Here is a 23,789-nt window from a genome sequence, read left to right as displayed (position 1 = left end):
GGCCCCGAAGGACCCGCAGGCCCACAAGGCCCGGCAGGCGCCGACGGCGCACCCGGCCCCGAAGGACCCGCAGGCCCACAAGGCCCGGCAGGCGCCGACGGCGCACCCGGCCCCGAAGGACCCGCAGGACCCGCAGGCGCCGACGGCGCACCCGGCCCCGAAGGACCGCAAGGGCCCGAAGGCCCGGCAGGCGCCGACGGCGCACCCGGACCCGAAGGACCCGCAGGCGCTGACGGCGCACCCGGCCCCGAAGGACCGCAAGGGCCCGAAGGCCCCGCAGGACCTGAAGGACCCGCAGGCCCGGCAGGCGCCGACGGCGCACCCGGACCCGAAGGACCCGCAGGCGCTGACGGCGCACCCGGCCCCGAAGGACCCGCAGGACCTGAAGGACCGCAAGGCCCCGAAGGCCCCGCAGGACCTGAAGGACCCGCAGGACCGGCAGGCGCTGACGGCGCACCCGGCCCCGAAGGACCGCAAGGGCCCGAAGGCCCCGCAGGACCGCAAGGACCTGAAGGACCGCAAGGACCGCCCGGACCTCCCGGATCGGGAACTTTGAGTACCTCGACGAGCAGGCCGCCGGTTGTCAGGACGCCGATCATCACTGTCCCGGTCATCTGGACTCCCATGCATGTCTGCACTCCTACGAAAATCTGCTGAGGTTCTCCAGGGGGCTCGTGACACAGGTCGACTGACACCTCCCAGCCCAGTGGTTCGCTCCGAAGGTCTCTAGGACCAAGGAAGTGGCCTTCGGGAACGGTTGCGCAGGACAGGTGGCCGTCGACTGACAGATAGAACCGACAGACGGAGAGGTACGGGGCGATGACGCTCCGTACCTCTCCGCCTGTCCGCCCCCTACCGGAAGTCCTCACGCCCGCGGGGCGTCTCCACTTCCGTAGGACAGCGAATCGACACCGCCGGGCGTCGCGGCCTTCCGCTCCGATTACGCGATATGCCCCCCTGGACAGCGGGAAGTTTTCCTACAAGATTAGTTGGATATTGGTTCCGGCTACGAGTCCAGGAGTTCACTGTGCCGCTCATCCAGCCTGACCCCACCTTCTACCCGTCCGCCCGCGAGGCCATGCTGGCCCCTCCGGAGGAGCTCGCCTACGTCGCCCTCCTCGACCCGGCCAGCGACGGCCGGCCCGATGGGCTCGCCACGATCGACCTCTCGGACGGAACGATCACCGATGTGCACGACATGTCCGTCCCCGGCGACGAGCTCCATCACTTCGGCTGGAACGTGTGCAGCGCGGCCTTGTGCCCGTACGCGCCGCACCCGCACGTGGAAAGGCGCTACCTGGTCCTCCCCGGCCTGAGGTCCAGCCGGATCTACATCTTCGACGTCAAGGACGATCCCCGGCATCCCAAGCTCGTCAAGACGATCGAACCGGAGACGGTCTTCAAGAAGACCGGCTACAGCCGCCCGCACACCGTCCACTGCGGCACGGACGCCATCTATGTCAGCGCGCTCGGCAACGTGAACGGCGACGCGCCCGGCGGGGTGTTCACTCTCGACCACGACACCTTCGAGCCAAAAGGCCGCTGGGAGTCCGACCGGGGGCCACAGCGGCTGCACTACGACTTCTGGTGGCATCTCGGGCACGACACGATGATCACCAGCGAGTGGGGGACGCCCAACCAGATCGAGCCGGGCCCTTCGCTGGAGCTGCTGGTCGGCCGGCGGTACGGTCACCGACTGCACGTCTGGGACCTGGCCAGGCGCAGGCATCTCCAGGAGATCGACCTGGGTGACCAGCATCAGATGGCCCTGGAGCTCCGGCCTGCCCACGACCCGACCAAGACCCACGGCTTCGTCAACACGGTGATCAACGTCGAGGACCTGTCGGCCAACATCTTCACCTGGTACCTGGAGGACGGTCTCTGGAAGGCCCGCAAGACGATCACAATTCCAGCCGAGCCCGCCGACCCCGACCTGCTGCCCGAACCACTCAAGCAGTTCGGCGCGGTACCGCCGCTGGTCAGTGACATCTCTCTGACCCTCGACGACCGGATCCTGCTCGTCTCGGCCTGGGGCACCGGCGAGCTCAAGGCGTACGACGTCTCCGACCCGTTCGCGCCGCGCGAGACCGGCTCTGTCCGAATCGGCGGGATCGTCCGGCGCGACGCCCACCCTGCCGCCCCTGACCGGGCGCTGAACGGGGGGCCGCAGATGGTCGAGGCCAGCAGGGACGGGCGGCGGGTCTACTTCACCAACTCGCTCTACCGGTCCTGGGACGACGTCTTCTACCCCGACGGCATCTCCAGCTGGATGGCGAAGGTGGACATCGCCGACGACGGTTCGATCGCACTCGACCCCGGCTTCTTCGTCGACTTCGCCGCCGACGGCCGCCGTGCGCACCAGATCCGCCTGCAGGGCGGCGACTCCTCCTCCGACTCCTACTGCTTCCCCTGAAGGCCCGCTCGATGGATCTGACGTCCCTGCTCGTCCTGGCCGGGCTCGGCGCCTTCCACGGCCTGAACCCCGCCATGGGCTGGCTCTTCGCGGTCGCGCTCGGCCTGCAGGAGCGCTCGCGCGACGGAGTCCTACGAGCGCTGCCGCCCATCGTGTTCGGCCACGCGGGCTCGGTGCTGATCACGCTCGGGCTGGTGTCCGCGGCACGGCTCGCCGCCCCGCCGAAAGCGGTCTCGTACGGTGTGGCGGCCGTGGTGTGCGCCTTCGGCCTCTGGCGGCTGCTCAGACGGCGCCATCCCCGTTGGGTCGGCATGAGGGTGACGAGGTGGCAGTTGGCCGGCTGGTCGTTCCTGATGGCCACCGCTCACGGAGCGGGCCTGATGGTGCTCCCGGTCACCCTGCGCGGCGGGCATGAGGGACATGGCGGGCATGGCGGCCATGACGCCACCGCGCTGGCCTCGCAGAGCCTGCTGGCGACCGGGGCGCACACGCTGGCCATGCTGGTGACGACCACTGTCCTGGCGCTGGTCGTCTACGAACGGCTGGGGGTGGCGGTACTCCGCAGGGCGTGGTTCAACCTCGACCTCGCCTGGGCCGTCGCCCTCATCGGGGCGGGCGTCTTCGCCGCACTCACCTGACGTCACCCGCCACGCCGAAGGTGAACCGCCGTGCGGCGGCATGCGTTCTAGAGGCATGCGCCGACTGTTTCCCGCCCTGCTGGCCGTCGCCGTCCTGTCATCGTGCGCCATCGCCGAGCCCAACGTGATCACTGCTGAGGGGGTGCGGCGGGAGGTCCCGGACAACCCTCCGGTCGCGGAGACCGTGCGTGGTCTGACGTCCTTCGGACATGCCCTGTTCACCGCGACCACGAGCCCGGGGGGCAACGCCGTCCTGTCACCCTTGAGCATCGGTTACGCCTTCGGCATGGCGAGGGCGGGGGCCGCCGCGGACACCGCCAACGAGCTCGACACGGTCTTCGGCTTCCCCTCCGCGGGACCACATGCCTCGCTCAACGCGCTCACCAGGCAGATCATCACGACCGAGGACCCGCCGCCCCCTCCCGTCCCGGACGCGGAGCGGAATGCCCAAGACGCCCCCGCCCCTGCGATCGTGAGCATGGCCAATGCGCTGTTCGCCCAGGAAGGATTGAGCGTCAGGGCGGAGTTCCTGCGCACGCTCGCGGCACAGTACGGCGTGGGTGTGCACCAGGTGGACTTCACCGGGGATGGCGCCAAGGTCATCGACGCCTGGGCCGAGGAGCGGACAGCCGGGCGGATCAGGAAGGTGTTCGACAAGCTGAGCCCACAGACCAGGCTGGTCATCGCCAACGCCGGCTACCTCAGGGCCGAGTGGACGACGCCGTTCACCGAACCGGCCGAGGAAGGCGTCTCCTTCACCCGTGCGGACGGCACGACCGTGCGTACGGCCCTGATGCGCCGCGACGGCGGCCTCCCGTACGCGGCGGGGCCCGGCTGGCAGGCCGTGGAGTTGCGGTACGCCGGCGGTGACCTGGCCATGTGGGTTCTCGTACCGCGAGCGGGCGGTTCTCCCGGCGATCTGCTCTCCCCCGCCGTGATGGCACGGGTGGCCGCCGAGCTCAGGGAACGGCCGGTGCGGCTCGCCATGCCACGCTGGGACTTCTCCACGAGCCTGGACCTGGCGGAGCCGCTCGGGGAGCTGGGACTGCGGGGGACCGACTATTCGGGCATCACCGACGGCGCCTCTCTTGAGCAGGCCGTCCACCGCGCCGACATCACGGTGAACGAGTGGGGCACCGAGGCCGCCGCCGTCACCGGCCTCGCCTTCACCGTGTCGGCCCCTGCCCCGCCCGAGGCCGAGGTCCGCGCCGACCACCCGTTCGCCTTCGTGATCGTCCATCGGCCGACGCTGACCCCGCTGTTCATCGGCCAGGTCGGCGATCCGGCCGCCAGGAGCTGAGCCGACCCGGACGGTCAGGCCGGACGTCGGCGATCACGTCCGCAACGAGTCGACGAAATACGCCATTCCGGTCAGCCAGCGGTCGGGGTCTTCTGCCTTGCGCCGGACGAAACCGGCGACCTCGGGATGCGGGAAGATATGGAACCGCTCGGCGGCGAGGCCCTCGACCACCACGTCGGCCACGGCCTCGGGGTCGAGGACGGGTCCCGACGCGCCCGCCGCCCTCGCGCTGAGATGGTCCGCGGCGACGCCACGCTCGAACATGGCGGTGCGCACGCTCTGCGGGCAGAGCACGCTGACCCTGACACCCCTGGTCGCGTAGTGGATGGACACCCACTCGGCGAAGGAGATCGCCACCGACTTGGTCACGGCGTAGGGGGCGTCTCCGGGGCAGCTCACCAGCCCGGCCGCCGAACAGGTGTTGAGCAGATAGCCCTCACCGCGCTCGACCATCCCGGGCACGACCGCGCGCGCCGCGTAGACGTGGGCGAGGACGTTCACCGCGATCGTCCGGGTCCAGTCCGGGCTCGTGGCGTCGAGCCCGCGGCCGGTGGTGACGCCGGCGTTGGAACAGAACAGGCCGACCGGGCCGAAGGCACTCTCGGCGGTGGTGACCAGGCCGCGTACGTCCTCCTCGACCGACACATCGGCCCGTACCGCGACCGCCCGGTCACCGATCTCCCTGGCCACCGCGGTCGCACCCACCGCGTCGATGTCGGCCACGACCACGCCGGCCGCACCCTCCGCGGCGAACCTGCGGACCATCGCCCGGCCGATCCCGCTCGCGGCCCCGGTCACCACCACGACCTTGTCCCGCACCCGCATGCAAGCTCCCTCGAACCGACCAGCCGGTCTCTGGGAACCTATTCCTACCCGTCAGTAGCCGTCAATGACGGCGCAGCACGAAGACACCCCAGCCCAGGTGTCGCCTGCCGTACTCGACATGCGAGCGGCGGCAGCGCTCCAGGAAGCCGCGCACCCCCTCGACGTCGGGATCGTCGGGGTTGTCACGCAGCCAGTCGCTCAGCGTCCACCACTGGCTCGCCACGTAACGGTCCCAGCTGTCCTGGTCGGCGAGGACCATCTCCAGCACCTCGACCCCCGCCGCCTCGAACCTGTCGAAGGTCCCCGCCAGCGAGGTGAAGTCGTCCGGTCCGAACCCGAACGACTCGTATGCCGCCGCGGGCGGCTCGGAGTTCCAGTACGGCTCACCGACGAGCAGGATCCCGTCCTCCTTCAGCGAGGGAAGCATCAGCTTGACCGTCCCCTCCAGCCCGTTGCCGATCCAGGTCGCCCCCAGACAGGACACGACGTCGAACGTCCCCGGCTCCGCCGGGTAGGCTCCGGCGTCGCCCTTCACCAGGCGTACGCGATCGGCCACCCCGAGCTCCCCGGCCCTGGCACGCGCCGCGTCGAGGAAGACGTCGCTGATGTCCACCCCGACCCCCTCGATCCCGTGGGCGAGAGACCACTGGCAGAGCATCTCCGCCTTGCCGCAGCACAGGTCGAGCAGGCGGGTTCCCCGCCGGAGCCTGGCGACCTCGCCGAGCAGCGCCAGCTTGTCGTTCGTGAACGGGTTGAGGATGCGGTGACCGCCCTCGGCGATCTCGTGAAAACGCAGTGACATGACCACCATGTTTCCCAGGTGGGAAGAGCCGGACAACCGGTTATCCGCGGGGGGATCCGGGGTTGCGGCTGACACGGTGTCAGCCCCTATACCTGAAGGCACCATGTTCAGCATAGGAGAGTTCGCCCAGCTCGGCCGCGTGTCGGTGCGCATGTTGCGCCACTACGACGCGATCGGCCTACTTCAGCCCGCCCATGTCGACCCGGCCGGTCACCGCTTCTACCGGGCCGGCCAGCTGTCGCGGCTCAACCGCGTCGTCGCCCTGAAGGATCTCGGCTTCACCCTGCACCAGGTCGGTTCGATCCTGGACGAGCGGGTCGACGCCGCGGAGCTTCAAGGGATGCTGCGGTTGCGCCGCGCGGAGCTGGAGGAGCGGATCGCGGCGGACGCGGCACGGCTGATCCGGGTTGAGGTAAGACTCACGACAATCGTCAAGGAAGGTCACATGCACCCCGAAGAGGTTCTGCTCAAGCCGATCCCCGCGACCCGCGTGGCGGAGCTCACCGCCGTCGCGGCGAGCTACGACGCCGAGGACATCGGCCCCGTCATCCAGCCGCTCTTCGACGACCTGTGCCGCAGGGTCGAGACCGCCGGAGTGAGGATCACCGGTTACGGCATCGCCCGCTACGAGCCGGAGGCCGACGGCCGGGTGACCGTGCACGCCGGTGTGGAGGTCTCCGCGGAGGCGGGCGGCGACCACGACTTCGCGATCGTGGACCTGCCGGAGATCGAGTCGGCCGCCACGATCATTCACCGTGGCTCGATGGAGCAGACGGGCCCGACGTTCCAGACGCTGGCCCACTGGATCGACGAGCACGGCTACCGGGGCGTCGGGCTCGCGCGGGAGGTCTCCATCGACTGCCCACCCGACGACCCTGACAACTGGGTGACCGAATTGCAGATGACGGTCACGCGCGCGCGATGACCAGATCGCTGAGGCGGCGGACATCCTGCTGGAGCCTGTGTTTGAGCGCGTGTCCGAGAAAGGGGGCATACAGGCGCCGCAGGCCGCGGAACCTGACTCTGAGGCGAACGGTCACCAGGCAGCGGTCGCCGCCCAGCGGCACGACCGACCTGCCGCCCTCGGCGTCGATCCCCGAGATCGTCCGCCAGGCGAACTCCCTCCCGGGAGTCACCGAGGTGACCACGCTGCCGGTGTAGTGGACACGGCCCCTGAAAGTGATGAATTCGTCCGTGGTGGTGCCCGGGACGACGAGGCCCGGCGGGTCCGGCGCCATGGTGGTCACGCCCGCGCGCCATCGGGGATCCTGGCCGAAGTCGGCGATGATCTGCCATATCTCGACCGCCGGACACGCTATCTCGATCGATACGTTCAGTTCGATCACAGCTCGTACACGATCCCCGCCGGACCCTCGGACCTCGCCCGCAACCGGGTTCGGGTGGCATACGAGCGAACACCGGAACGGACCCGCCCGGGGCGGCCGGGGCCGTCGACCTCCGTCCAATGACTACTGGTCATTGCCGCTCTTTTCCATCAAGCGATTTAGTCGACAAACCATATCGAATCTGCATTTGTTATGAATGTTGACTAAAAGGGAGAATCGGCGGCAACCTGACGCCCGTCCCCGATCCTTGGTCCACGGTGACCGGGATCGGGGATCACAGCTGTTCGGAACCGGTGGACTCGGGGACGCGGATGGTGACGCCACCGGGCACGACCTTGGCCTTGAGCTTGGTGACGGCCCCCTTGGCGCCACCGTCCAGCTCGTAGGTCATCGGGGAGCCGAACCTGGCGGTGATCTTGCGAGCCCGGGTCATCCGGACGAACGGCGAATCCTCGGACCGCCCCGCGCTCATCCGGCCGAGCACGCGGGCCCACTGGATCGGCCCGTTCGCGGTGGTCACGCCGATCTCCAGCCATCCGTCGTCGGGACGCGCGTCGTCGAACGCCTCGATGCCGCCGGTGATGGTGCCGACGTTGCCCAGCAGCAGACAGCTGGCCTCGCCCTCGAACCACGTCACCCCGTCGATCCTGACCTCCATCGGCACGAGCTCCCCGCGCACGTGACGCAGGCCCGTCCAGACGTACGCCGCACGTCCCAGGCGGTCCTTCAGCCCCCGGTCGGCCTCCTCCATCATCGCCGCGTCGAAACCGACCCCGGCCATGACGGCGAAGTGCTCCCCGTTGACCTTCCCCAGGTCCAGCTTCCGGTTCTCACCGTGGAACGCGACGTGCACGGCCTTGGGCAGGTCCTCGGGGATGCCCAGGTTCTGCGCGAAGAGGTTGCCCGTTCCCGCGGGGAGGATGCCGACCGTGACGCCCGAGCCCGCGATCGCGTCCACGCAGCGCTGCACCATGCCGTCACCGCCCCACACCAGGATCAGGTCGGCGCCCTCCTTCAGCGCCTTCCGCGCATTCTTCGGCGCCTTCTTGCTCTTGGGCACCTCGTACCAGAGCAGCTCGCCGACTCCCTCGTCGGCGAGGAGCCTGCGCAGCTCGTCCAGCCCTCCGCCGAATGACTTCCGCTGGTGCGCGATTACCGCGACCGTGCCGACCTTCTGCTTCCGGGGCAGCATCTGACCTCCTGTAGCACCCTGCCGGATACGCTGACGGCTGCCCTCGCACCGGAGCGGCAAACGTCGCGCACCCCCAGCTCGCACCTGGTTTCCTCGTTTCCCGGCTGCTCGTCCGGTTCGGTCAATCGGTGATCAACCGGTCCCGGAAGTCACTATCGTCACAACCATGGAGCAACTGGCGTTCACCTCGACCACCCTGGTCAACTTCAAGGACAGGACCTACCGCTGGGTGGACGTGAAGCACTTCCGTATCGTCCCCGGACAGGACGACGAACCGCTGCTCACCGCGCTGCTCTCGCACCAGCTGTACCGGGACGACTACCTGGGCCCCGACTCCTGGAAGGACGGTGGGTCGGTGCACGGCCCCTACCGCCTCGACGCGCTCTCGACCGCCTCCTTCGAGGGCGTCGACGCGGAAACCGCCTCCGCCACGATCCGCACCTGGGCCGACAGGTACACCGATCTTCCCGAGGCCGTCGCCCACGACCTGGAGAGCGAGGTCTACCGGCTGATCCGCGCGGCCACCTCCCTCTACCGCCTCCGCGACCTCGACGAGGCGGCCCGCGACGACGACCTGGGATGGATCCTCGGCGACTTCCACGAGCTCGTGCTGATCGACCGGAACGAGGGCTCCCTGGCCGTCGTCGTCGCCTCCGACGACTGACCCCGCCCCCCACCAGCGGAGCGTCGATCGCTGAACACGGATACCGATCACCAGGCTTCGCCTTCTCGCCCTACCGCGAGCCTGGCCCGTATACCAGCCACGCCCGCGGCCCACCAGCAATACGGAGACCGCACAACGCGCGGCACTTCCCCGAGCGAAGCGAAGGGGCCGGGGGCGCGGGGGCGAAGCCCTCGCACCGGGGGACTCGGGGGTCGTCCCCCCGTGTGAACGACGAAGGGGCCCGCCGGAAGCAGACCTCCGTCTGCGAACAGCGAACCCCAGCCACCGAAGTGGAGCTATGGGGATTCGAACCCCAGACCTCCTCCATGCCATGGAGGCGCGCTACCAGCTGCGCCATAGCCCCTTGCGATGCAGATGAAATCTTAACCGACTTCTGACACCCCTCGCGCCATCATTCCGGACACGAGCGCGATGGCCGCCGACCCCAGGGCGCTCGCGGTGATGATCCCGAAGGAGATCACATAGGCGTCCCGGGACGGGATGGCGGTGCCGGCGATGGTGATGGAGGTGAGGAGTGCGGCGGTCGCGGCGCCGGAGAGGCTGCCGCCGATGGAGCGGACCAGGGAGTTGATACCGCTGGCGATGCCGCTCTGGTCCCTGGGCACGTGCTGCACGGCGAGCGCGCCCAGCGCCGCGTAGGCGATGCCGAAGCCCAGCCCCTGCACCGCGTTGGCGCCGACCAACTGGAGCACCGAGTCGTTGAAGAGGGTGAACCAGCCGAATCCGATCGCGCACAGGCCCGCACCGAGAGCGAGGGAGTGGGCGGGGCCGAACCAGGCAGAGAGACGGCCGGCCATGAAGGAGGAGAACAGCATGGTCACGGTGCTGGGCAGGGCGTAGAGACCGACGTCGAGGACAGATCCCCCGAAACCATACCCAGCGGACGGGGGTGTCTGGATGAAACTGGAGATCAGGGCGAAGGAGCCGAACATGGCGAAGCCCAGGAGCAGCGAGGCGAGGTTGGCCGGGAGGGAACGGCGGCCGACGAGCAGGTGGAGCCGTACCATCGGCGCCCGGAGCCGCAGCTGGCTGAAGACCCAGACGGCACCGAATCCGCCCGCGCCCGCGAACAACCACAGGACGGCCCCCGAACCCCAGCCCCAGTCGTTGCCCTTGGAGATCGCCAGCAGCAGACAGACGAGCCAGGCGGACAGCAGCGCCGCGCCGATGATGTCGGGGCGGCCTCCGGCACCGGTTCCACCACCGGGGGCACTCAGCACGATGAGGACGATCGCGATCACGCCGAGACCCGCGGTGATCCAGAAGACCGGGTGGTGGCTGGGGGTGCGGTCGGCGATCAGGCCGGTGACGATCATGCCGAGGCTGCCGCCGACGCCCATGGTGGCGCTGACCACCCCGATGGCCGTCATGACCCTGTCGGACGGGAAAGTGTCCTTGATCATGCCGATGGCCAGCGGCACCAGCGCCGCCGACGCGCCCTGCAGGGCCCTTCCGGCGATCAGTACGGGAAAGGAGCCGGACAGGGCACAGACCAGCGAGCCCAGGACGAGCAGGCCGACCGTGAACAGGATCATCCGCTTCTTGCCGTACATGTCGCCGAGGCGTGACAGCAGCGGCGTGGCCACCGCGGCGGCGAGCAGCGAGGCGGTGAAGACCCAGGTGACCTCGGCCACCGACACGCCGAAGGTGGCCATCAGCCGGGGCAGCAGCGGGATGACCACGGTCTGCTGGACGGAGACGACCATTCCCGCCGCGGAGAGCGCCACCAGGGTCAGCCAGAGATGTCTGCCCTGCTGGGCGGTACCCGGTTCGGCGACGATCGTTCCCGTCACTGCACACTCCTTCGCTGCCGGCTTCTGCTCTCGCATGGTAAGGCGCGGCAGTAAACAGCCGTTTACCGGGCTATGTCACACCGGAGGGCCGTGACGTGTACGCCCCTATGGCCGTTGAGCGTTTCGAAGGACACCGCGACCTGCCGGCCGGGGTCGCCCACCGGATCCCGGGCGGCGTGACCGACGTCGAAGACGCGGTCCAGGAGGCGCGACCGCGCCGGCGCGGCCTGTGCCGCCCCCGAGAGGGCACAGGCCGCGCCGGCCAGGGAGGGTCAGCGCGTCAGAGCCCGCTCGTCCTCCAGGTAACCCGGCCGTCCGGCGTACCAGCCGGCCACGAACTGCACCGCGACCACCCCGAGCAGCAGCAGGAACGGCAGCGTCCAGCCACCGGTCGACTCGTGCGCGAAGCCGATGACCAGGGGCCCGGCGCCCGCGATGAGATATCCGGTGCTCTGCCCGAAGGCCGACAGCGCGGCTGTCGCATCGGGGGTGCGGGTGCGCATGGCGAGCATGGTGAGCGCGAGCGGGAAGGAGCCCATCCCGATGCCGACCAGGCTCGCGAAGAGCCACGCCAGGCCGACGGGCGCGAGCCAGAGACCGAGGAAACCGGCGACGTAGAAGACCACGAAGGCGGCGACCACGGGCCGCTGGTCGGAGAACTTCGACGCCGCCCAGGGCACGAGGAGCGAGATCGGGATACCGATCGCGGTGAAGACGCCCAGCACCAGACCCGCCTGCCCGCTGCTGTAGCCACCATCGATGAGGATCTTCGGCAGGAAGCCGAACATGATGTAGGCGACCATGCTCTGGGTGCCGAAGTAGGCGGCGACCGCCCAGGCCAGCCTGCTGCGGAGCAGGGCACGAGCACTCGTTCCCTCGCTCGCGCCGCGCCGCTCCGGCTCACTGCGCGCGAGCGCAAGCCACGGAATGGCGGCGACGGCGGCGAGCGCCCCCCACACTCCGAGGGCAACGTGCCAGTTGCCGTCGGTGGCCTGCTGGATGGGCACGGTCGCGGCGGCCGCGAGCATCGTGCCCACCGCGAGGGCCGTGGTGTAGACGGTGGTCATGGTCCCGGCCCTGCCGGGGAAGTGGCGCTTGATCAGGCTGGGGATGAGCACGTTGCCCACCGCTCCGCCCGACAGCGCCAGGGCACTGCTGTAGAGGAACACCTCGGCCGAGTCCACCATCGAGCGGATGAGCAGGCCGGCGCCCAGGGCGATGAGGGAGAGAAGCAGGAGGCGGTGTTCGCCGACCTTCCTGGCCAGCGCCGGGGTCAACGCTCCGACCGAGGCGAAGATGAGCACGGGGAGCGTGGTGAGCAGCCCGACTCCGAGGGTGGTCATGCCGAGGCCGGAGGTTATCTGGTCGAGAACCGGCCCGACGCTCGTGACGGCGGTGCGCAGGTTCAGCGCCGCGAGAACGATTCCCAGCACGAGCAACCAGGCGAGAGATCCTGTCGTTCCACCGGTGCGGCCCCTGGTCTGATGGGTTAGCACGCTCATGCTGGTTTCAGTCCTCCTCAATGGTTTCATCCAATCGTAGGATGATTGGCTGACCACAACTTTAACAGGACTGAAACATCCGTTTGTTCCTGACCGGCGCGCCGGTGCGGAGGTGATCGAAAATCGCTGACAACATGAAAGCCGGGCCACGCATCCCTTTACAGGGCGTGACCCGGCTCTCTCCCGCGCCGGCGTGTCCCCGGCGCCGACGCCAGAGAACCCGGACGGTCAGGGCGCCGGACACCTCGGGCCGCGCCGGGCGAGCCTGCGGTCCGGGCGAACCGCAGTAGTACGCCCCCTGCGGACGGACATCAGGCGGTCATCCCGGACCCGCGAGCGTCAGATGCGCGGCCCCGGGGTGAGCGGCGGCTCCTCGCCGAGCCGGCGGCCGGCCGGAGGCAGCGGTTCACCGCCGGGAGGCGGAAGGGCGGACTCCGGCGGGTAACCCTGGCCCACGGTGCGCGGAGGTGCGGGCTCGTCGGAGCCATAGCCACCTGTCGTGCCGGTGCCGCCGACACGGGCGCCGTGCTCGTGCGGTCCCGGCACATCCCCGCGCCAGGCGCCGGTCTCGCCGCCGCGCGACTCGATGAAGGCCTTGAAACGCTCCAGGTCACCGCGGACCCGCAGACGGACGATCTGCAACCAGTCGCCGACGGTCTCGACGAACCCCTCGGGGTCGTACTCCATCTGGAGCGTGACCCGGGTGGTGTCCGGACCGAGGTGGTGGAAGGTCACCACACCGGCCTGGTGCGGCCGCTCCACCGATCTCCAGGCCACCCGCTCGTCGGGGTGCTGCTCGGTTATCTCCGCCTGGAACTCCCGGCGGACCCCCGCGATCTCGACGACCCACGCGGTACGCGTGTCGCTGAGCTGCTTGATCGACTCCACGCCTTCCATGAACTCGGGAAAGCTCTCGAACTGGGTCCACTGGTTGTACGCGGTCCGGATCGGTACGTTGACGTCGACTGACTGTTCAATCGAACTCATGACCGTGCCTCCCTTGTGGTTTGGTCGGTTCGGGAGGCAGACCTGCCCGGTACGGGCCGGACCTAACTAGCGCCGCCGCAGAAGCCAGTAAAGCCCCAGGACTGGCAGCACAAACGGGATGAAGAGGTATCCGCTCCCGTAACCCGACCAGACTGTGGCACGAGGGAACGCCTCTGGATAGACCATGCTGAGCGTGCCGACGATGAGCACCCCGGCCAGCTCGATCCCGCAGGCGACCAGCGCCAGGGTCCGATCTCCCCTGGCCAGCGCGACGGTGAGCACGATGTAGACGGCGGCGGCGAACGCCGACAGCCAGTACGCCAGCGGGGCCTCCTGCAGGCGCGTCGCGATCTGTACCGCCGCGCGGGCCCCCGCGGCCAGGGCGAACACCCCGTAGACCGCCACCAGCGCGCGGCCGGGTCCGCTGCCGATCGCCGGCTCGCTCACGGCATGCCCTGCCAGACCTGGAGCAGCCGCCCGACCATGCCGGGAATCGCGAAGCCCGCCACCGCTACCACCGCGGGACCCCAGCGTGAGCGCTCGCCGAGCCCCCAGAAGGCCGCCGCCGGCGGGATCACCACGCTGCCCGCCAGGTAGCCGATGAGGGTGGCCGAGCTCGCCGGCCCCTCGCCCCGCACCATCGCGGCGATCACGAACCCGGCCTGGACCAGCAGTCCGACCTCCAGCACCCCGAGCGCGACGAGAAGCACGGTGCCCATCGCTCTGTTCCGCATGGTGGTCAGGAGGCTGACCAGGCCGATCGCCAGGGAGAACAGGATCAGGCCGGTCGCGAGCGGGCCGATCATCGAGACCGCAGGGGATCGAAAAGCATGAGCAGTAGGGTACTGCCCGCCCTCCTCGCCCCCTCCTTCACGGCGCCTATTCTGAGACCGTGGAAAGGATCCTGGTCAGTGCCTGCCTGATGGGGCGGAAGGTCCGTTACGACGGGTCCGCCAAGACGAGCGGCGACGCGCTGCTGGCCGCGTGGCGGCGCCAGGGAAGGCTCGTCCCGTTCTGCCCGGAGGTCGAGGGCGGCCTGCCCGTCCCGCGCCCCGCCGCGGAGATCGAGGGCGGTGCCGGGGGCGCGGCGGTGCTCTCCGGGGCGGCCCGGGTGCTGACCGCCGGGGGCACCGACGTCACGGCCGCCTTCCTCGCCGGTGCTCAGGCGGCGCTCGCCGCCGCCAGGTCCTTCGACGTGAAGGTGGCGATCCTGAAGGAGGGCAGCCCCTCCTGCGGCAGCCTGACCGTCTACGACGGCACCTTCGCCGGCCGGCGCGTCCCCGGCCACGGAGTCACCTCGGCCCTGCTCGAACTGCACGGCATCGCGGTCTTCGGCGAGGATCGCGTCACCGAGGCCGCCGCACGACTGCGCGAGATCGGCGAGTCCTAGTATTCCCACAGGTCCGTACGGCTCTCCCCACCGATGCAGAAGACCGCCGAGCCGTGCTCTCCCTTGACCAGGTCGACCCGGATCCACCCGGTGGCCGAGGCGACCTTGGCCTCGTAGCCCGCGTTGGGGGCCGCGGCGATCAGGCGGCACACACCGTTCTCGATGGCGAACGAGACCGAACCGCCCTTGACGTTCACCACGCGCAGGTTCCCGGTCGAGATCGACCTGGTCCTGGTGGCCGTCGGCTTGGGCATGGCGGGCGACGGCGTCGGCCGGGAGGGTCCGGCGTCCCGCGTGCGCGCCGGCGCGGCCGTCCTCGACGGGGAACGGGCCGGCTGCGAGCCGGTGGTGTCCCGCGTGGGCGGGATGAGACGGGGCGCCGGGGTACGGACGGATTCCGAGGAGGCCGTCGGCACGCCGATGACCTGCGGCCCCGTCGGCGCCCCCGCCGGGAGCCGCGATTCTCCGGTACGACCGATGGCGGCGTTGAGGGGCTCGATGCTCGCGTCCTCGAAGACCTCGCTACGGAGCACGTCGCGGACACCGAACCAGGCGACCGAGATCGCCAGGACGGTGGCGCCGCACCACACCGCTATGAACCCCAGCGTTTGCCGCATGTCACGGATTATTACGTCATATGTCCCTTGACTCACTACCGTTACATGACATGGCGATAGTTCTGGTGGTCGAAGACGACGAGTACGTACGATCCGCGATCATCCAGGAACTCAGCAGGCGCCAGCACGCCGTGCGCAGCGCGGGGCGGGCTCTCGACGCCCTGAGAGAGATCACCCAGAACCCCCCGGACGCGGTGGTCCTCGACCTCGGGCTACCCGACCTGGACGGGGCGGAGGCTCTCAAGATGGTCCGCAGCGTATCCAGCGTCCCTGTCATCATCGCCACGGCCAGGGACAACGAAGCGGAGATCGTCCGTCTGCTCCAGGCGGGGGCCGACGACTATCTGGTGAAGCCGTTCTCCGGCGACCACCTGAACGCCCGCCTGGACGCCTTGTTGCGCCGGGCGCGGAGCGCGACCCCGCCGCCGCTACTGTGCGTCGGCGCGCTGTCGGTGGACCTGAACCGGCGCGAGGCCCACCTGGACGGCGCCCCTCTCACCCTCACCAGGCGCGAGTTCGACCTCCTCGCCTACCTCGCCGCCCGCGCCGACCGGGTGGTCTCCCGCAAGGAGTTGCTCACCGAGGTGTGGCAGCAGTCCTACGGCGACGACCAGACGATCGACGTCCACCTGTCGTGGCTGCGGCGCAAACTCGGCGAGAGCGCGTCCTCCCCCCGCTACCTGCACACCGTACGCGGCGTGGGGGTCATGTTGATCACACCGCCGTGAGACGGACCCTGGCCCTGCTCACCGTCGCCGGGACCTCGATGGTCGCCCTGGCCTTCCTGATCCCGCTCGGGCTCATCGTCAGGGAGATCGCCCACGGCCGGGCCATGGCCGAGGCTGAACGGCAGGCGTCGGCTCTGGTTCCGGTGCTGGCCATCACCGTCGAGGAGACCCGGCTCACCCACGCGCTGCTCAGCACGGGCGCGCAGGACCGGATCGCGGTCCACCTGCCCGACGGCGGCTCGGCCGGCACCGTCAGGGCCCCCGCCGGGACCGTGGCCGCCGCCTCCCGGCTGACCAGGGCCATCACCGCGGAGATGGACACCGGCTACCTCCTGCTGCGCCCGGTCGCCCTGGAGGGCGGGCGGACCGTGGTCATTGAGATCTTCATCCCCTCGGAGGACCTCACCCGGGGCGTCGCCGCGTCGTGGGCCGTGCTGAGCGGGGTGGCGGCGGTACTCGTCGCCGGCGCCCTGCTGGTCGGCGACCGGCTGGGCGTCCGGGTGGTGCGTTCGGCCCGACGCCTGGGCAGGGCGGCGAGCGCGCTGGGCGCCGGAGATCTCAGCGTCCGCATCGAACCGGAGGGCCCACCCGAGCTGGTCGCGGCCGGCGAGGCGTTCAACAGCATGGCCGACCGCGTGGTCCAGCTCCTGGCCGCCGAGCGGGAGATGGCCGCCGACCTGTCGCACCGCCTGCGCACACCCCTCACCGCGCTCCGGCTCAGCCTGGACCATCTGGGGCCCGAGGCCGAACAGAGCAGGAGCGCGCTGGGCCGCCTGGAAGCGGAGGTGGACCAGATCATCGCGGCGGCCAGGCAACCCTCCCTGGCCCCGGAGCTCGTCCACTGTGACGCCGCCGAGGTGCTGCGCGAGCGGCTGACCTTCTGGTCCGCCCTGGCCGAGGATCAGCAGCGCGCCTGGGAGTGGATCGGCGCCTCGACCCCCACTCAGGTCCCGGTCGCGGCAGGAGAGCTCAGCGCCGTACTGGACGCCCTGCTCGGCAACATCTTCCGGCACACCCCCGAGGGCACGGCGTTCACGGTGACCCTGCACCAGGGCTCGGGCACCGTCGGCATGCTGATCGCCGACGCCGGCCCCGGGATCCCCGACCCGGAGGCGGCGCTGCGGCGCGGGAGCAGCGGCGCGGGATCCACCGGGCTGGGCCTGGACATCGCCCGCCGGCTCGCCGAGTCCACCGGCGGCACGCTGCGGATCGACGCCTCCTCCCTCGGCGGCGCCAGGGTCCAGCTCTGGTTCCGCACCGACCGGCACGACCGGCCCCCGCGCATCACCCGGCGCCTGGTCCGCGGCCGCTGGTCCCGCGGGAACACGCCGCGTTGAACAGCCCGTTGAAGGTCGTCGTGTTCGCGTGACAGGCGCTCCTCTTACCTTTCGCGGTTCCGGCGCGGGAAACAGGCAGGGCTTGGCCATCGCCCGCCTCGCTCGATGGAGGCGAGAAACCGATTCCATCGGGGAGCGGAAAAGTCAGGCATTGCTTAGATCACACGTAAGCACACCTTAAAAGCGGTTAAAGCATGCTGCTTCGCCATTCCAGCTGCACGATCATGAAGGAGCGCGGCAGGGATCGCGCACGCCACCCGCGTCCGTGATCCCCCGCGCGTCTCACCGGGCCGGCCTCACGTTCAGACGGAGGGCGCGCGGCCGGCCCGGCAAGACGCGCCGAGGTCCGCGACCAGAACCGAAAACCGCCTCTGAGCTGCACTTTTGTGCAGGTCAGAGGCGGTTTGGCGGTGGAGCTATGGGGATTCGAACCCCAGACCTCCTCCATGCCATGGAGGCGCGCTACCAGCTGCGCCATAGCCCCTGGTCACCGCTTCGAGTGCTCTCGTCGCGGCGCTTGGGAAGCATATAAGGACACCGACATGTTCACCTAATCGACGGCCACCCGGCCCGCGCCCGCCACCGGGGCGCAAGCCGCACCGGCGAGGTCACTCCTGGGTGACCTCGGGGTTGTCGTCGCTGCTGACCGGCTCGGGGAGGGTCCCGGCGTTGTGCTCCAGCAGGCGCCAGCCCTTGCGCGACTCCTCCAGCACCGACCACGAACAGTTTCCCAGGCCGCCCAGGGCGGGCCAGAGCTCCTGCGGCAGGTTCATGAGCTTGGCGATGCCGAGCCGGATCGCCGCCCCGTGGGAGGCGACGACGAGCAGGCCGTCGGAGTCGACCTGCGCGGCCCAGCGGCGTACCGCCGACGCCACCCTGTCGGCGACGTCGCCGACCTCCTCGCCGCCCGGCGCCTCCCAGGCCGCGAACTCCCTGGGCCAACCCGCGGAGATCTCCTCCCGGGTGAGCCCTTCCCACTGCCCGCCGCCCCGCTCTCGCAGATCCTTGTCGACCATGACGTTCAGGCCGGTGACGCGGGCCAGCGCCGAGGCCGTGTCGAAGGCCCGCTGGAGGTCGGAGGAGACGATCATGCTCGGGCGGAGCGCGGCGAGCAGCGAGGCCGCACGGGTCGCCTGCGCGATCCCGGTCTCGTCAAGCGGGATGTCGCTGTGGCCCTGGAAGCGGTGCTCGACGTTCCACAGCGTCTGACCATGTCTGAGACAGACGACGCGACGGCTCACTCAGCTACCGCCCCGCGGGCGCGCTGGGCGGCGACCTGGGTCACGCTGTCCGGCAGCGCGATGGAGGGGCAGTCCTTCCACAGGCGTTCGAGCGCGTAGAAGGTGCGGTCTTCCTCGTGCTGGACGTGCACGACGATGTCGATGTAGTCCAGCAGGACCCAGCGGCCCTCGCGCTCGCCTTCGCGGCGGACGGGTTTGGCGTCGGCCTCGATCCGCAGCCGATCCTCGATCTCGTCGACGATGGCCCGGACCTGGCGGTCGTTGGTGGCGGAGCAGAGCACGAACGCGTCGGTGATGACGAGCTGGTCGCTCACGTCATAGGCGAGGATGTCATCGGCCAGTTTGTCCGCCGCCGCCTCGGCGGCGAGCCTGACGAGCTGGATGGATCTGTCGGTTGCTGTCACGGTGTGGGTCAGTCCTCCTGCTAGTCGGCGCTGTCACCTATCAGGGTGCCCGATTCGGCGCTCGTTGAAGAGCCACCGTTTGAACAACGCCTATCGTGGGCCGCCCGATTCCGTACCGCAAACGGATTGGCGGTCTGATCGGGGGCTTACCGCGCGGTCGGGGCCGCGCCTGCCGATCTCGGATGGGACGGGCGGGTGCCCGGGTCGTTCGACGATCAAGCCGGCTGAGCTGTGGATACCCGCCCCACGCAAACTTCTCGAATCATAGCGAAACGCGTTCTAACTTGCGCCTTTTCTGCAGATCATCGCGATTCACGGAATCTCTTCCGGCCTGCCCTGCCCCACCCGCCAAGGACGCCCCCCTTCAGCTGACGCCCTGTCGTAGAGGCCGCGCTTGTTGATGTACTGGACGATGCCGTCGGGCACGAGGTACCAGATGGGCTCCCCGGCGGCCACCCGCTCGCGGCACTCCGACGACGAGATGGCCAGCGCCGGGATCTCCACCAGGCTGACCTTCCCCTCGGGAAGGCCGGGGTCGTGCAGGACGTGGCCGGGCCTGGTGGCGCCCACGAAGTGCGCGATGGTGAACAGCTCGTCGACGTCGCGCCAGCTCAGGATCTGGGCCAGGGCATCGGCGCCGGTGATGAAGTAGAGATCGACGTCGGGCCCCCAGGCAGAGGAGATCTCCCGGAGTGTGTCGATGGTGAAGGTCGGTCCTGGGCGGTCGATGTCGACGCGACTCACCGAGAAGCGAGGGTTGGACGCGGTCGCGATGACCGTCATGAGATAGCGGTCCTCCGCGGCGGAGACGGTCCTGTCGGCTTTCTGCCAGGGCCGTCCCGTGGGCACGAAGACCACCTCGTCGAGATCGAAGTGGTGGGCGACCTCGCTGGCCGCGACCAGGTGACCATGGTGGATCGGATCAAAGGTCCCGCCCATGACGCCCAGGCGCCGCTTCCCCCGACCGGTAGGCGCGTTCATCATGAAACGGACCATACGCGCAAGCCGTACAGAGCTTTTAATCACCCCCCGCGCGTGGCAGGCAGACCCGACGTAGCATGCCGGACATGACCACCACCCCGGATCGCAACCGCGTGCAGCTTCCCGGCATCAGCTCACGCGCCTACGAACATCCCACTGACCGGTCCGCGCTGGTCGCCCTCCGATCGCTCAGCGGATTCGACACGGTGCTCAAGCAGATGTCCGGCCTGGTCAGCGAGCGCCGCCTGCGCCTGATCTACCTCGCCTCGGCCGTACGCACCGGTGACACGCAGTTCCGAGCGCTGCACGACATGGGCCGCGACGCGGCCTACACGCTCGACCTTCACCGCATTCCCGAGGTCTACGTGCAGCAGAGCCCGCTGGTGCAGGCGAAGGCGATCGGCTTCGACGACCCGTTCATCGTCGTCACGACCGGCCTGCTGGACCTGATGGATTCGGAGGAGCAGCGCTTCGTCATCGGCCACGAGACCGCCCACATCCTGTCGGGCCACGCCGTCTACCGCACCATGCTCGACATCCTGACCCGTCTGGCCGCGCGCGTGGCCTGGATCCCGCTCGGCTACATCGGCCTGCGCGCGATCGTGGCCGGCCTGGAGGAGTGGCAGCGCAAGTCCGAGCTCTCCGCCGACCGCGGCGGCCTGCTCTGCGGTCAGGACCCCGATGCGGCGCTGCGTGCCCTGATGAAGCTCGCCGGCGGCTCGCGCCTGCACGAGATGAACATCGAGGCCTTCCTCGACCAGGCACGGGAGTACGACACCGCAGGCGACGTCCGCGACGGCCTGCTCAAGGTCCTCAACCTGCTGGGCACCACTCACCCGTTCGCTGTCTCCCGCGTCGCCGAGCTCGACAAGTGGCGCCGTGGCGGCGAGTACGACACGATCATCGCCGGTGACTACCCCCGCCGCGCCGACGACTCCAACGCGAAGATCTCCGAGGAGGTCCGGGCTGCCGCCCGCTCCTACCGCGAGTCCTGGTCGCAGTCGCAGGACCCGTTCATCGGTGTCCTGCGCGACGTGGCGGAAGGTGCCGTCAACGCCGGGGAGCGCATCTTCAACCGCTTCTCCCGCCGCGATGGAAATTAACCGACAGCTCCACCAAAAGGGCCCGGACCCTCTCCGGGCCCTTTTTCGTTGGACCTGAGCCGACGCGAACCCCCACCACCGGGCGGCACCCGGCGCCGGAGCCTCCCTGACGAAAGGACGCCCCTACACGAGGAGGGCGATCGCGCGTACGGCCGCCGAGCACAGGGCGACGAAGCCGCCCAGCACCGCGAGCGCCCGCAGCCCCTCCTTGCGGAGCTCGACGAGCTCGGCGCCGATCCGCTCGATCTCCCGGCCGAGGAGGCCGCCGCAGACGACGCCGAACACGACGCCGGAGACGGCGACCGGGGCCGAGTGCAGCCACCACTCCGATGGCAGCGAGCCACCGAGGGTCAGCCAGAGCGCGAGACCCGCCAGGGCGGCCGCCGGCAGCCCCGGCCAGGCCAGGACGGTCAGCAGTGAGACGGCGAGGATCACCGGGAAGCCCAGCACCCGCAGGGCCACCCGGACCCTGGCCGACTTGCGCTTCCTGACCAGCCAGTGCCCGCCCCAGAGCGCGCGGGCCAGCGCGGCGAACAGGCCGGTGACGGCGAAGGTGGCCGGCGGCCAGATGACCGTGGCCACGACGCACGGCACGGCCAGCACCGCCAGCAGGAGCAACGCCGCGTTGCCCGTGGGCAGCGGCCCCGCCCGGCCAGGGACCTGAGTCTCCCCGGCAGCGCCGCCGGACCGCCTGCCCGCCCGGCGTCGGGGCGCCCTGCCGTCCGCGGCGGAGGAACGCCCGCCCCGCGACGTCTCACCCGCCGTGAGAGCCGCACGTCCACCGCTGGGCGCCTCGGTGGCCGGGGGGGCCTGACGCCCGCCCCGCGACGTCTCAGCCGTCGTGGAGAGCGCTCGCCCCGCACGGGGCGCCTCACCTGAGGCGAGCGCCGCCCGTCCGGCGCGTGACGTGCCCTCCGCGGCGGCAGGGGGGCGTACCGCCCTCGCGGATCCCGCCGAGCCTTCCGCCGCCGGGGCGGGCGGCCTTCCCTTGCCCGTCTCCGCCCTGGCCGATCGGCCGCTCCTCGCGGGTTCGTCGCCCTTGGCTCGGGGCTTGGGACGGCTCTCCTGTTTCCTGGCCCCGCCGGGCTTCTTCCCTGCGGAGCCGGCCGCCTTCTGGGAGATTCCCGCCTCGGGCGAGGCCACCCGGGCGAGGCGGCCGAGGCGGCCGGCGAGGAGGGCCGCGGTGGGGCGCTTGGCCGGCTCGCGGTGCAGGGCCGCGCGGATCAGGGGCAGCAGGGCCGCCGGGACACCCTCGAGATCGGCCTGACCGTTGAGGATCGCGTACATCTGTGCCTCGACCGTGCCCCTGCCGAAGGTGGGCCTGCCGGTCGCGGCGAAGGCCACGGTGGCCGCCCAGGCGTGCACGTCCGCGGGCTCGCCCACGGGCTCGTCGGCGAACAGCTCGGGGGCTGCGTAACCGGGGGTGCCGAGGAAGGTGCCGGTCAGGGTGAGTCTGGTGGCGTCCAGCACGTGGGCGATGCCGAAGTCGATGAGGACGGGCTCGTCGTCCTCGTTGACCAGCACGTTGGCGGGCTTGAGGTCGCGGTGGACGACCCCGGCCGCGTGGATGATCGACAGGGCGGTGGCCAGCCCCTGCGCGAGGGTGAGCAGGCCGCCCTCCAGGGGACCGCCGCGCCGCACCCGCTCCAGGAGGGTCTCTCCCTCGATGTGCTCCATGACCAGGTAGGGCCGGTCACCATTGAGGTCGGCGTCGACGACTCGGGCCACGTAGGGGCTCTCGACCCGGCGAAGGGCACGTACCTCCCGCTCCAGACGTATCCGGGCCTCGGAGTCGGTGTCGACCATGTCGTGGAGGACCTTGAGCGCGACGTTGTCTCCACGGCGACCGGCGGCGAGGTAGACCTCCCCCATGCCTCCCCGGCCGAGACGCTCCAGCAACGTGTAAGGACCGACCCGCCCGAGACGACCCATATGACCTCCTGCGTCGGCCACATGGGTCAGGGACCGCTGCGCCTATCGGGTCGCTCGCTCCTGCTCGCTTCCCTGCTGTCCAGCCGTAGGAGACCACACCATAGCGGGCGAGTGTGACGTTTTCCCGATGGCACGCCGGACTCCCGGAAAGATCGGTATGGCGGGACGCGCGCCCCCTCGTGCGCCTCGCCAGACTCGGGCCAGACCGCGGGCGGAGCCGTCTCAGGGCCCGCGCGTGGGCTCGCGGACCGGGTCTTCCAGCAGGCTGTCGAGCTCCGCGGCAGGTTCCGCCGACAGGTCGCGGCGCCGGGTGCGACGCCAGTTGACATGCCCGCGGCTCTCCATGAACAGCAGCAAACGGTCCACAGCAAAAACGACAAAAGCTACGAAAAGGAACGCAACGACGATTTCCATGAAGTCCAGTCAAACCACAAGTGACCGTGATCACATGGAGCGACACACCATAACGCTCGGCGACGACCGGGGAGAGTGAACGAGAACCCCGGTGGACCACACCCGTGCCGTGCGGCTCGCAGGGTGTTCCCGATGCCGTTGCTCCCCGGCGTCGGGAAC

General features: G+C 70.0%; 24 protein-coding genes, 2 tRNA genes and 1 pseudogene. 10 read left to right on the top strand and 17 right to left on the bottom strand.

The window, feature by feature from the left end; genetic code table 11:
* The 4 genes and pseudogenes from AB0J58_RS33105 to AB0J58_RS33090 form a co-directional block, all read left to right on the top strand.
* Positions 1-556: pseudogene (locus AB0J58_RS33105) on the top strand (hypothetical protein); the annotation flags it as partial.
* A 471-nt stretch (positions 557-1,027) separates the two neighbouring features.
* Complete coding sequence (locus tag AB0J58_RS33100) at positions 1,028-2,413, top strand: selenium-binding protein SBP56-related protein (RefSeq protein ID WP_364223373.1); 1,386 nt, start codon at positions 1,028-1,030, stop codon at positions 2,411-2,413.
* A gap of 11 nt (positions 2,414-2,424) precedes the next feature.
* Positions 2,425-3,051 (top strand): hypothetical protein, encoded by a 627-nt coding sequence (locus AB0J58_RS33095; protein WP_364223370.1) that lies wholly within the window; start codon positions 2,425-2,427, stop codon positions 3,049-3,051.
* 55 nt (positions 3,052-3,106) lie between these two features.
* On the top strand, positions 3,107-4,351 hold the full coding sequence (locus AB0J58_RS33090) for a serpin family protein (protein WP_364223367.1): 1,245 nt from the start codon (positions 3,107-3,109) through the stop codon (positions 4,349-4,351).
* Positions 4,352-4,384: 33 nt separating this feature from the next.
* On the opposite strand, the gene AB0J58_RS33085 is transcribed toward AB0J58_RS33090, so the two are convergent.
* Positions 4,385-5,176, bottom strand: a complete 792-nt coding sequence (locus tag AB0J58_RS33085; RefSeq protein WP_364223364.1) for an SDR family NAD(P)-dependent oxidoreductase — start codon at positions 5,174-5,176, stop codon at positions 4,385-4,387.
* A gap of 61 nt (positions 5,177-5,237) precedes the next feature.
* Positions 5,238-5,978 (bottom strand): class I SAM-dependent methyltransferase, encoded by a 741-nt coding sequence (locus AB0J58_RS33080; protein WP_364223361.1) that lies wholly within the window; start codon positions 5,976-5,978, stop codon positions 5,238-5,240.
* Positions 5,979-6,081: 103 nt separating this feature from the next.
* Between AB0J58_RS33080 and AB0J58_RS33075 the strand changes: the two genes are divergently transcribed.
* Positions 6,082-6,903: a MerR family transcriptional regulator gene (locus tag AB0J58_RS33075; RefSeq protein WP_364223359.1), complete on the top strand. Its 822-nt coding sequence runs from the start codon at positions 6,082-6,084 to the stop codon at positions 6,901-6,903.
* Here the strand turns inward: AB0J58_RS33075 and AB0J58_RS33070 are convergent.
* Positions 6,887-7,324, bottom strand: coding sequence for an SRPBCC family protein (locus AB0J58_RS33070; protein ID WP_364223356.1), 438 nt, complete (start codon positions 7,322-7,324; stop codon positions 6,887-6,889). The two genes, AB0J58_RS33075 and AB0J58_RS33070, sit on opposite strands and share 17 nt — an antisense overlap.
* 274 nt (positions 7,325-7,598) lie before the next feature.
* Positions 7,599-8,516, bottom strand: coding sequence for a YegS/Rv2252/BmrU family lipid kinase (locus AB0J58_RS33065; protein ID WP_364223354.1), 918 nt, complete (start codon positions 8,514-8,516; stop codon positions 7,599-7,601).
* A 166-nt stretch (positions 8,517-8,682) separates the two neighbouring features.
* On the opposite strand from AB0J58_RS33065, the gene AB0J58_RS33060 reads away from it, so the two are divergent.
* Positions 8,683-9,180 (top strand): hypothetical protein, encoded by a 498-nt coding sequence (locus AB0J58_RS33060; RefSeq protein WP_364223351.1) that lies wholly within the window; start codon positions 8,683-8,685, stop codon positions 9,178-9,180.
* A gap of 291 nt (positions 9,181-9,471) precedes the next feature.
* On the opposite strand, the gene AB0J58_RS33055 is transcribed toward AB0J58_RS33060, so the two are convergent.
* From AB0J58_RS33055 to AB0J58_RS33030, 6 genes are all read right to left on the bottom strand, one after another.
* A tRNA-Ala gene (locus AB0J58_RS33055) sits at positions 9,472-9,544 on the bottom strand.
* Between the two features lie 19 nt (positions 9,545-9,563).
* A complete protein-coding gene (locus AB0J58_RS33050) occupies positions 9,564-10,994 on the bottom strand; it encodes an MFS transporter (protein ID WP_364223348.1) in 1,431 nt (476 codons plus the stop codon).
* Between the two features lie 272 nt (positions 10,995-11,266).
* Entirely contained in the window at positions 11,267-12,496 is a 1,230-nt protein-coding gene (locus tag AB0J58_RS33045; RefSeq protein ID WP_364223345.1) for an MFS transporter, read from the bottom strand.
* Between the two features lie 339 nt (positions 12,497-12,835).
* Positions 12,836-13,483 (bottom strand): SRPBCC family protein, encoded by a 648-nt coding sequence (locus AB0J58_RS33040; protein WP_343977108.1) that lies wholly within the window; start codon positions 13,481-13,483, stop codon positions 12,836-12,838.
* Positions 13,484-13,549: 66 nt separating this feature from the next.
* Positions 13,550-13,930: a hypothetical protein gene (locus AB0J58_RS33035; protein ID WP_030924741.1), complete on the bottom strand. Its 381-nt coding sequence runs from the start codon at positions 13,928-13,930 to the stop codon at positions 13,550-13,552.
* Positions 13,927-14,289 (bottom strand): hypothetical protein, encoded by a 363-nt coding sequence (locus tag AB0J58_RS33030; RefSeq protein WP_343977114.1) that lies wholly within the window; start codon positions 14,287-14,289, stop codon positions 13,927-13,929. Before AB0J58_RS33030 ends, AB0J58_RS33035 begins: the two co-directional genes overlap by 4 nt.
* 86 nt (positions 14,290-14,375) lie before the next feature.
* Between AB0J58_RS33030 and AB0J58_RS33025 the strand changes: the two genes are divergently transcribed.
* Positions 14,376-14,873 (top strand): DUF523 domain-containing protein, encoded by a 498-nt coding sequence (locus AB0J58_RS33025; RefSeq protein WP_364223341.1) that lies wholly within the window; start codon positions 14,376-14,378, stop codon positions 14,871-14,873.
* Here AB0J58_RS33025 and AB0J58_RS33020 read toward each other — a convergent pair.
* Positions 14,870-15,490 (bottom strand): hypothetical protein, encoded by a 621-nt coding sequence (locus tag AB0J58_RS33020; protein ID WP_364223338.1) that lies wholly within the window; start codon positions 15,488-15,490, stop codon positions 14,870-14,872. The genes AB0J58_RS33025 and AB0J58_RS33020 overlap by 4 nt on opposite strands.
* Before the next feature lie 50 nt (positions 15,491-15,540).
* Between AB0J58_RS33020 and AB0J58_RS33015 the strand changes: the two genes are divergently transcribed.
* Both AB0J58_RS33015 and AB0J58_RS33010 read left to right on the top strand, forming a co-directional pair.
* Positions 15,541-16,218 (top strand): response regulator transcription factor, encoded by a 678-nt coding sequence (locus tag AB0J58_RS33015; RefSeq protein ID WP_364223335.1) that lies wholly within the window; start codon positions 15,541-15,543, stop codon positions 16,216-16,218.
* Positions 16,215-17,555: an ATP-binding protein gene (locus AB0J58_RS33010; RefSeq protein WP_364223332.1), complete on the top strand. Its 1,341-nt coding sequence runs from the start codon at positions 16,215-16,217 to the stop codon at positions 17,553-17,555. Before AB0J58_RS33015 ends, AB0J58_RS33010 begins: the two co-directional genes overlap by 4 nt.
* A 411-nt stretch (positions 17,556-17,966) precedes the next feature.
* Here the strand turns inward: AB0J58_RS33010 and AB0J58_RS33005 are convergent.
* From AB0J58_RS33005 to nadD, 4 genes are all read right to left on the bottom strand, one after another.
* Positions 17,967-18,039 (bottom strand) — tRNA-Ala (locus AB0J58_RS33005).
* A 124-nt stretch (positions 18,040-18,163) separates the two neighbouring features.
* Positions 18,164-18,796, bottom strand: coding sequence for a histidine phosphatase family protein (locus AB0J58_RS33000; protein WP_343977129.1), 633 nt, complete (start codon positions 18,794-18,796; stop codon positions 18,164-18,166).
* Positions 18,793-19,200, bottom strand: a complete 408-nt coding sequence (rsfS, locus tag AB0J58_RS32995; RefSeq protein WP_030924760.1) for a ribosome silencing factor — start codon at positions 19,198-19,200, stop codon at positions 18,793-18,795. The genes AB0J58_RS33000 and rsfS overlap by 4 nt, the downstream gene beginning before the upstream one ends.
* Positions 19,201-19,512: 312 nt before the next feature.
* Entirely contained in the window at positions 19,513-20,184 is a 672-nt protein-coding gene (nadD, locus tag AB0J58_RS32990) for a nicotinate-nucleotide adenylyltransferase (protein ID WP_364223329.1), read from the bottom strand.
* Positions 20,185-20,258: 74 nt separating this feature from the next.
* On the opposite strand from nadD, the gene AB0J58_RS32985 reads away from it, so the two are divergent.
* Positions 20,259-21,284, top strand: coding sequence for a M48 family metallopeptidase (locus tag AB0J58_RS32985; RefSeq protein ID WP_343977137.1), 1,026 nt, complete (start codon positions 20,259-20,261; stop codon positions 21,282-21,284).
* Positions 21,285-21,407: 123 nt separating this feature from the next.
* Here AB0J58_RS32985 and AB0J58_RS32980 read toward each other — a convergent pair whose 3' ends face one another.
* Both AB0J58_RS32980 and AB0J58_RS32975 read right to left on the bottom strand, forming a co-directional pair.
* Positions 21,408-23,216 (bottom strand): protein kinase, encoded by a 1,809-nt coding sequence (locus AB0J58_RS32980; RefSeq protein ID WP_364223326.1) that lies wholly within the window; start codon positions 23,214-23,216, stop codon positions 21,408-21,410.
* Positions 23,217-23,438: 222 nt separating this feature from the next.
* Complete coding sequence (locus AB0J58_RS32975) at positions 23,439-23,630, bottom strand: hypothetical protein (RefSeq protein ID WP_364223323.1); 192 nt, start codon at positions 23,628-23,630, stop codon at positions 23,439-23,441.
* Positions 23,631-23,789: the final 159 nt, after the last annotated feature.

Origin of the sequence: Streptosporangium sp. NPDC049644, from assembly GCF_040675205.1 — a bacterium.
GTDB lineage: Bacteria > Actinomycetota > Actinomycetes > Streptosporangiales > Streptosporangiaceae > Streptosporangium > Streptosporangium fukuiense.
Note: the sequence above shows the minus strand (reverse complement) of the source record. Positions and strands in the feature narration are given on the sequence as shown.